Source organism: Bacteroides caecigallinarum (assembly GCF_021530995.1).
GTDB classification, from domain to species: domain Bacteria; phylum Bacteroidota; class Bacteroidia; order Bacteroidales; family Bacteroidaceae; genus Phocaeicola; species Phocaeicola faecigallinarum.
On the sequence record NZ_JADYTF010000125.1, the window covers coordinates 1 to 9,649 of the forward strand.

The 9,649-nt window shown below is 41.2% G+C and carries 6 protein-coding genes; 4 read left to right on the plus strand and 2 right to left on the minus strand.

Translation table 11 applies throughout. From position 1 onward, the window contains the following. The first annotated feature begins 116 nt into the window (after positions 1-116). Together I6E24_RS13815 and I6E24_RS13820 are read left to right on the plus strand one after the other, a co-directional pair. Positions 117-719, plus strand: a complete 603-nt coding sequence (locus tag I6E24_RS13815; protein WP_235329121.1) for a hypothetical protein — start codon at positions 117-119, stop codon at positions 717-719. Positions 720-753: 34 nt separating this feature from the next. Continuing rightward, the gene (locus I6E24_RS13820; protein ID WP_235329122.1) at positions 754-1,551 is read left to right on the plus strand and encodes a hypothetical protein; all 798 of its coding nucleotides are present in this window, start codon (positions 754-756) and stop codon (positions 1,549-1,551) included. A gap of 96 nt (positions 1,552-1,647) precedes the next feature. Here I6E24_RS13820 and scpA read toward each other — a convergent pair whose 3' ends face one another. Together scpA and mutA are read right to left on the minus strand one after the other, a co-directional pair. Beyond that, on the minus strand, positions 1,648-3,798 hold the full coding sequence (gene scpA / locus I6E24_RS13825; RefSeq protein ID WP_154043648.1) for a methylmalonyl-CoA mutase: 2,151 nt from the start codon (positions 3,796-3,798) through the stop codon (positions 1,648-1,650). Positions 3,799-3,800: 2 nt separating this feature from the next. After that, positions 3,801-5,708, minus strand: a complete 1,908-nt coding sequence (gene mutA, locus I6E24_RS13830; RefSeq protein WP_235329123.1) for a methylmalonyl-CoA mutase small subunit — start codon at positions 5,706-5,708, stop codon at positions 3,801-3,803. A 290-nt stretch (positions 5,709-5,998) separates the two neighbouring features. Here mutA and I6E24_RS13835 point away from each other — a divergent pair, with 290 nt between their 5' ends. Beyond that, the gene (locus I6E24_RS13835) at positions 5,999-7,681 is read left to right on the plus strand and encodes a putative transporter (RefSeq protein ID WP_235329124.1); all 1,683 of its coding nucleotides are present in this window, start codon (positions 5,999-6,001) and stop codon (positions 7,679-7,681) included. Positions 7,682-7,810: 129 nt separating this feature from the next. Next, positions 7,811-9,451, plus strand: coding sequence for an ABC-F family ATP-binding cassette domain-containing protein (locus I6E24_RS13840; protein ID WP_235329125.1), 1,641 nt, complete (start codon positions 7,811-7,813; stop codon positions 9,449-9,451). The last annotated feature ends 198 nt before the right edge of the window (positions 9,452-9,649 follow it).

Here is a 9,649-nt window from a genome sequence, read left to right on the forward strand (position 1 = left end):
AGTCTTCGTATGTCTGCTTGAATTGGTCTAATGTCATATTCTTCATTTTTGTACAATATTGGTTATGGGTACAAAAATATAAAGAATCAAGACTGAGTTCTGACGGGGTTTACTGAATGCTTACTATTAAAGCTGTATTTCAGGATGATATTATAGTTGGGATAGAACCGTCAAGTGTAGAAAGCATAAACGATACATTAGATGTATTGAAAAGACACACTGAGAATGTTGCTCATATATCAGAAGACATACATAAGTCAGAGAGAGAAAAATTATTAAAACATGAATACACACAGAGTGAAGTTAGAAACTACATAAATAATAAAAAATCTGAATTCTTGGATTCATTATGCCAGTTACATCTTGATGACTATAAAATATACTACTGCCTTGAGAATAGAGTTAATAGCGACTTGATTATGGCAGAAGAAGATGCTTTTATTTTTACGATAGCTACAGCTGATAAAGAAACATTATTGGCTTACGAAAATACTGAAGAAAATAGAGCTACATATTTGTTTATATGCGACAGCAAAGATTTAGAAATGTCTGTCAGGTCTTTAGCTGACTACTTTTCTTCTGGGTTGGTAAATAAAAGGGAAACACTTGGGAATAAGATAAAGTATGGCAAGATTACCGGTATAAAGAAACTGATAAAAATAACCCATTCTGATGAATGGTTACGTGAAATTAAATCTGAACAGTCTAAGATATACTAAAAAACGACACATTATAAATTTATTTTTAACACTTATGTTTGACCAAAATAGTTCCAAAGAAGAACTACAGCAATACAAAAAAAAGAAGGAATGGAATGCCATAAAAAATTGTATTCCTTTGATTAATGAATGTCTTCAACTTAACATAGACCAGGAGACTTGTGATGATAAATATTCTAAGGAAAGCCCGGATTTTGTTTTTTCCAATAACGATAAATCTATTGGAATAGAGGTTATTGAATGCCGTCCTTCTGTAATGGAATGTAAAAAGAAGAATGAGGCGGAACGAGAGAATTTTGAAAAGAGAATATGTGATGAGTTTAAGAAAAACAAGTTTCTAATGTCTATAACACAGGACGAAGGATTAAATATTTTAATTGATCGAAAATATCCTATGGCAAAGAAAAGAAGCTCCGTGCAGGAAATATGTAATGAATTGGAAGATTTATTAAAGTCATGGTATCATAATACAATGCCTTTGCGTGAAAGAAATTATATTGGAAGAATCAGAGTATCAAAAAGTCCTTGTTGTAATGTCGTATATTTTAACAGTATATCTCGTTGCATTCCCGTTAATTGGGATGACATCAAATTTTGTATTGAGAAAAAAGAGAAGAAATATAAGGATTATTGCAAAAATATAGAATGCGATGAATATTGGTTATGTATATGCTTACCGTTTGGAGAGAGTAGAAATCTGAGAGTTATAAATTATAATGGAAAAGAAGATGAGGCTGCAAATTTCCTTTTTCAATGTTCATTTTCACGAATTTGTATAACTCCTGATTCACTAGGAAGAAATATTAATTGGATAAAAGAGGGAAATAAATAATAATCTCAAATTGTTTTATTGTTAAAAATCCGGTCTTTAAACACCGTTTAAGCAGCATTTAAAGACCGGATAATTTATTGTCTAACTTATAATATATTACTCTTCAGTTTCCATCAACAGCTCCATAACCTGGCAAGCAGATTTTGCTACAGATGTACCAGGACCGAAGATAGCCATAACGCCTGCCTTATAGAGGAAGTCATAGTCCTGAGCAGGGATTACACCACCTGCAAATACAAGGATATCTTCGCGGCCAAGTTTCTTCAGTTCGGCGATAATTTGTGGGATAAGAGTCTTATGACCAGCCGCAAGTGAAGAAACACCTACTGCATGAACGTCGTTTTCTACTGCATCGCGTGCTGCTTCTTCCGGAGTCTGGAACAATGGTCCCATATCAACGTCGAAACCACAGTCGGCGAAACCTGTCGCTACAACTTTTGCACCACGGTCGTGTCCGTCCTGACCCATCTTGGCAATCATTACACGTGGGCGGCGACCTTCTTTCTTCGCAAATTCTTCTGTCAGTTCGCAAGCTCTTGCGAAATCTGCATCTTTCTTACTTTCTGATGAATACACGCCTGATATTGTTCTGATTATTGCTTTATAACGTCCTACTACCACTTCGCAAGCATCTGAGATTTCTCCCAATGTAGCGCGAACTCGTGCTGCCTCTACTGCAAGTTCAAGCAAGTTGCCCTTACCTGTCTTCACGCATTCTGTGATTGCTGCAAGAGCCTTGTCCACTTCAGCCTGGTTACGGCCTTCCTTCAAGCGGCGGAGGTTTTCAATCTGTTCCTGACGAACGGCTGTGTTATCGACTTCAAGGATATCGATTGGGTCTTCTTTTTCAAGACGGTATTTGTTTGTACCAACGATAGTCTGTTCGCCAGAGTCGATACGTGCCTGAGTGCGGGCTGCAGCTTCTTCGATACGCATCTTAGGAATACCTGTTTCGATAGCCTTGGCCATACCGCCCAAACGTTCGATTTCCTGAATGTGTTCCCAAGCTTTGTGAGCAAGTTCGTTTGTAAGAGCCTCAACATAGTAAGAACCGCCCCATGGGTCAACGTTCTTGCATATCTGAGTTTCTTCCTGGATATAAATCTGAGTGTTACGTGCGATACGTGCAGAGAAGTCTGTTGGAAGTGCGATTGCTTCGTCAAGCGCATTTGTATGCAGTGACTGAGTGTGACCAAGCGCAGCAGCCATAGCTTCTATACAAGTACGGCCTACGTTGTTGAATGGGTCCTGTTCTGTGAGCGACCATCCTGAAGTCTGTGAGTGAGTACGCAATGCCAATGACTTAGGATTCTTAGGATTGAACTGTTTTACAATCTTGGCCCAAAGCATACGAGCGGCACGCATCTTCGCAATTTCCATGAAATGGTTCATACCGATAGCCCAGAAGAATGAGAGGCGAGGAGCGAATGCGTCAATGTCGATACCTGCTGCTACACCGGCACGGAGATATTCAAGACCGTCGGCAAGTGTGTAAGCCAACTCGATATCTGCTGTAGCACCTGCTTCCTGCATGTGGTAACCAGAGATAGAGATAGAGTTGAACTTAGGCATCTTCTGTGAAGTATATTCGAAGATGTCAGAGATAATCTTCATAGAGAATGCTGGTGGGTAGATATATGTGTTACGCACCATGAACTCCTTAAGGATATCGTTCTGGATTGTACCTGCCATTTCTTCAAGTTTCGCACCCTGTTCAAGTCCGGCATTGATATAGAAGGCCATTACAGGAAGTACCGCACCGTTCATAGTCATTGATACGGACATCTTGTTCAATGGAATACCGTCGAACAGAACCTTCATGTTTTCTAGCGAGCAGATAGATACTCCGGCTTTACCCACGTCGCCCACTACACGTGGATGGTCAGGGTCATAACCGCGGTGAGTAGGAAGGTCGAATGCTACTGAAAGACCTTTCTGTCCTGATGCAAGGTTACGGCGATAGAATGCGTTTGACTCTTCTGCTGTAGAGAATCCTGCATACTGGCGGATTGTCCAAGGACGGAAAGTGTACATCATTGAGTAAGGACCGCGAAGATAAGGAGGGATACCTGCTACGTAGTCCAGATGTTCCATTCCTTCAAGGTCTTCTTTTGTATAGACCGGTTTTACCTGAATCTGTTCCGGTGTTCTCCAATTGGCTTCGATGCCATTGGCTTTCTGCCATTCCATGCCGTTCTTAGGCTGGAATCCGGCATATATATCGATGTTTTTGAAATTCGGTTTCATAGTTATTTAATTCCTAACTTTTCGTTATACTCTTTTAAAGTTTCCAATACGTTGCAGCGAACGTGGATGAAGTTCTCAATACCTGCTGCCTTAAGATCGTCCATGCATGCCGGAGCACCTGCCACGATATACATTGCGCGTCCGTCCAGTGCCTTGAATGCAGGGATTGCGTATTCTGCATATTCGTCATCGCTTGAACACATCACTACGATGTCAGCATTAGCCTTCATTGCAGCTTCCACACCTTCTTCTACTGTAGCAAAGCCGAGGTTGTCGATAACTTCATATCCGGCACATGCAAGGAAGTTGCAAGAGAACTGTGCACGGGCCTGACGCATGGCAAGATTGCCGATAGTGAGCATGAATGCTTTAGGACGCTTGCCTGAGTGTTCTGTCTGCAGACGGAGAGCTTCGAATTCGCTTGCCGCGCGTGACTTGTCAAGAGCCATATAAGGAGTTTCTTCTGTTCCGTGGCTGCATCCGCAGTTACATTTGCATTCTTCAGGAGTCTTTTCGCCTGCCATTTCAGAGAAGTTAGGATACTGGTTTGTACCGAGGAGTATCTCTTTGCGTTTTGAAACTGCCTCATGGCGAGCCTTGTTGCTGGCATTTACAGTTTCCTGTACCTTGTTAGCCTTTACAGCAGCAAGGAAACCGCCTTCGTCTTCAGTAGCTAAGAACAGATTCCATGCCTGCTGAGCTATAGAAGCAGTCAGGTTCTCGATATAATATGAACCGGCAGCAGGGTCAACTATACGGTTGAGGTGAGATTCTTCCTTAAGCAATAACTGCTGGTTGCGTGCCAGACGTTCAGAGAATTCGTTAGGAGTTTCGTAAACACTGTCGAAAGGAGTGACTGTGATAGAGTTTACACCTGCCAGAGCGGCACTCATGGCTTCAGTCTGAGTACGGAGCAGATTTACATGAGCATCGAAAAGTGTAAGGTTGAATTTGGATGTTTCAGCATGTGCAACCATCTTGCAAGCGCAGTAACAAGTTCCGTCAGCACCAGTGTTGGAACAGTCTGTGCGAGGGCACTGAGGATTATATTCTTTTACGATGTTAGCCCAAAGCATACGGGCAGCACGGAATTTTGCGATTTCCATGAAATAGTTTGAGCTGATACCGAAGTTGAATTTTATTTTCTTAGCGGCGAGAGCGGCAGGAACGCCGGCTTCTACCATCTGGTTCAGATATTCATTACCCCAAGAGAGTGCATATCCCAGTTCCTGATAGATATATGCACCGGCATTGTTAAGGTCAACACAATTGACTGCTATGCAGCGGAATTTAGGGAATTCAGCCAATGTCTCAATAAGCTTTTTAGCTTTTGCGATAAGCATGCTCTTGTCTTTGCCCTTGCCGAGCATCTTGCTGATAGGGTCGAAGTTGACAGAACCCTGCAAGCTTTTAGGGTCATATCCTTTTTCCTTGAAATATGCTACGAGCAATTCTGCGAGTTCTACTGTGTGTCCCTGACATGTAGAGAAGTTCAGCTCTACGCATTCGCAGCAAATATCCTTCAATAAAGTCTTGATATATTCAGCACTGAGTTCTGATGCCTTTACTTTAAAACCTAATGAGTCAACACCTTTATTCAGCAAATCCAAAGCTTTGGCATTAGCTTCAGCCGGGTCTGTCACGTTGATGTCCTGACGTACGAACCAGGTGTTGTCGTCTTTCTTTATACCTCTTACGAATGGGAATTCTCCAGGGAGTCCTTCAGTTGTTTTCAGTCCTTCAAGGTCTTCTTTACGATAGAATGGTTTTACTTTAAATCCTTCGTTGGTTTTCCATACCAACTTCTTTTCAAAATCAGCGCCTTTAAGGTCAACTGTAATCTTATCCATCCATTCCTGTGTACTGACGGAAGGGAAATCGGAAAAGAGTTTTTCTTTACTATCTGCCATAGTTAATAAGGTTTATGTAAATAGGTTATATATAATATTTGTACTTTATGTTTCCCAGTACCAATCAAGGCAAAGATACAAATTTATTGCAATCTCCGGCATTTTCTTTCATGAAATACACTGTGTGTAAACATTTATTTTATAAAACAAGACTAAAGTTTATAGTATTGTAAAGTCTATATGGCAAAAAAACTTTCATTTACGAATACTTTTGGGTCTTATAATTCTACACCTTATTATTTTTTTAACTACTTTTGTCGGAAATTATTTATGTGTTATTTAAATAAACTATGAATTGGTTAAGTGATTTGTTATTCAATCCTAATTCCATAGCCCACATAGTTGCTCTTTATGCCTTTGTTATAGCAGTGGGTGTGTTATTGGGAAAGATTAAAATCTTCGGCATATCGCTGGGGGTTACATTTGTCTTGTTCGTTGGTATTCTGGTAGGCCATTTCGGATTTACCGGTAATACTTCCATTCTTAATTTCGTGCAAGACTTCGGATTAATATTGTTTGTGTTCTGTATCGGTCTTCAGGTTGGACCATCTTTCTTCTCTTCTTTTAAGAAAGGCGGTGTGGCTATGAACATGATTGCCGTAGGTATTGTTGCTTTGAACATTACTGTGGCATTAATCATGTATTTTGTGCTTCAGGGCAGGGTAGACGTACCTATGATGGTCGGTATCCTGTGTGGTGCAGTTACCAATACTCCTGGTCTTGGTGCCGCAAACGAGGCGCTTACTCAGATTAACTATAATGGTCCGCAGATAGCGATGGGTTATGCCTGTGCTTATCCGTTGGGCGTTATGGGTATTATTCTTTCTATGATTCTTATCCGTTTTATTTGCAGAATAGATTTGAACAAGGAAGAGGAAGAAATCAAGCGCGGTGAGGAAGCAAATCCGCATCTGAAACCTTTCTTCCTTAATCTTGAAGTACACAATGAAGCTTTGTTGGGTAAAACCGTTTTACAGGTTCGTAATTTCCTTGCACGTGATTTCGTATGTTCACGAATCATGAAGAGCGACGGTTGTGTGTATATTCCTAATGCCAATACGGTGCTTGAACTGAATGACAAAATGTTTATCGTATGTGCTGAAGATGACTCAGAGGCTATTATTGCATTTATTGGTCCTGAGGTTCAGAATGTAAATTGGGAAGATCAGGGAAAAACTGACAAACCGATGGTTTCCCGCCGTATTCTTGTCACTCAGTCAAATATCAATGGTAAGACACTTGGTGAGTTACATTTCAGCAGTATGTATGGTGTGAACGTAACTCGTGTAAACCGTTCCGGTATGGACTTGTTTGCATCTCGACAATTGACTCTTCAGGTTGGTGACCGTGTGATGGTAGTTGGTCCTCAGGATGCAGTGGACCGTGTGGCTGGTTTGCTTGGTAATCAGTTGAAGCGTCTTGACCATCCAAATATAGTAACAATCTTTGTTGGTATCCTTTGCGGTATCCTGTTCGGTAGCCTTCCGTTGGCTATTCCGGGAATACCTACACCTATCAAGTTGGGTCTTGCCGGTGGTCCGCTTATCATTTCAATTCTCATAGGCCGCTTCGGACATAAAGTGAAACTTGTGACTTATACTACCATGAGTGCCAATCTGATGCTTCGTGAGGTTGGTTTGGCATTGTTCCTTGCCAGTGTAGGAATAAAGGCGGGCGGAAGTTTCGTACAGACAGTGGTAGAAGGCGACGGTCTTCTTTATGTAGGTATAGGTTTCCTTATTACTATTATACCTCTTATTATAATGGGTATAGTTGCAAGATGGAGACATAAACTCAACTATTATACTCTAATGGGACTTATCGCCGGTAGTAATACAGACCCACCAGCATTGGCATATGCAAATCAGGTGTCAAGCAATGATGCTCCTGCTGTAGGATATTCTACTGTATATCCGTTGAGTATGTTCTTGCGTATTCTTACGGCCCAGTTACTTATATTGCTTATGGCATAACATAATTTTATATGAAATGTGTGTTGGCAAGTGGATAAGGACAATATCCCCGTCTGCTTGCCAATTTATTTTGTAATTGAAGTTCAACTCAAAAACTTATAAACTCACAAACTAAAAATTTTTAATTATATGATTTCAGTAGATGGATTGACCGTTGAATTTGGCGGTACCACCTTGTTTAGTGACATTAGTTTTCAGATCAATGAGAAAGACCGTATAGCCTTGATGGGGAAAAACGGAGCAGGTAAGTCTACACTCCTGAAAATTCTGGCTGGAGTAAGACAGCCTACACGTGGAAAAGTCACTACACCTAAAGATTGTGTTGTGGCTTATCTTCCTCAGCATCTTATGACTGAAGACGGCAGGACTGTGTTCGAAGAAGCGTCACAGGCTTTCGCCCACCTTCAGGAGATGGAAAAGGAGATAGAGGCAATGAATAACGAACTGGCTACAAGAACTGACTATGAAAGCGATTCATACATGGCTCTCATAGAGAAAGTGGCTGCCATGAGCGAGAAGTTCTATGCCATAGACATGACTCATTTTGAGGAAGACGTGGAAAAGGCACTTCTCGGTCTTGGTTTTATGAGAGAAGACTTCAACCGTCCTACAAGCGATTTCAGCGGTGGTTGGCGTATGCGTATCGAGCTGGCAAAACTTCTTCTTCAGAACCCTGACGTATTGTTGCTCGACGAGCCTACAAACCATCTTGACATCGAGTCTATCCAGTGGCTTGAGGAGTTCCTTATCAACAGTGCGAAGGCTGTTATCGTTATTAGCCACGACCGTAAGTTTGTCGATAATATCACTACACGCACCATAGAAGTGACTATGGGACGCATATACGACTATAAGGTGAACTACTCCCAGTATCTTGTTCTCCGTAAGGAACGTCGCGAACAGCAGATGAAGCAGTACGAGGAACAGCAGAAGATGATTCAGGAAACTAAGGATTTCATCGAGCGTTTCAAAGGTACATACAGTAAGACACTTCAGGTTCAAAGCCGTGTGAAGATGCTTGAGAAACTAGAGCTGATCGAGGTTGACGAAGAAGATACCTCGGCGTTGAGGCTTAAATTCCCGCCTTCACCACGCAGTGGAAGCTATCCAGTGATAATGGATGGAGTAGGAAAGACATATGGTGATCATGTGGTGTTCCGTAATGCCAGTCTTACGATAGAACGTGGCGATAAAGTGGCTTTCGTAGGTAAGAACGGTGAAGGTAAGTCAACTCTCGTGAAATGTATAATGAACGAGATAGACCACGAAGGTACACTTACTCTCGGTCATAACGTACAGATAGGATACTTCGCACAGAACCAGGCTTCGCTTCTTGACGAAAATCTTACAGTGTTCCAGACTATAGACGATGTGGCTAAAGGCGAAATCAGGAACAAAATTAGAGACCTGCTTGGCGCATTTATGTTTGGTGGTCCGGAAGAGTCAATGAAGAAAGTCAAGGTCTTGTCCGGTGGTGAACGTACCCGTCTGGCTATGATCAAACTTCTGCTTGAGCCTGTGAATCTGCTCATCCTCGATGAGCCTACCAACCACCTTGATATGAAGACCAAGGATATATTGAAACAGGCTCTCATGGATTTTGACGGAACTCTGATTGTAGTATCCCACGACCGTGACTTCCTCGATGGGCTTGTTACCAAAGTTTATGAGTTCGGTAATAAGAAGGTTAAAGAACATCTGTGCGGAATATACGAGTTCCTTGAGACAAAGAAGATGGAAAGTCTTCAGGAACTTGAGAAGAAGAAATAGTATTTTTCTTTTTGATAGTAAAAAGGGAATTTTACTATTAAAAAGAAGTAATTGGGAGAATTATTGTGAAAAATAAAATTCTGAAATTTATTGAAATAGAGATGATTGGTTAAATATGTTTTCTTTTCTGTTGGGTGTTAGTGACTAAAATATAGACTAATAATGATTGTATTGTGAATTTTGCTCAATCTGTTAACA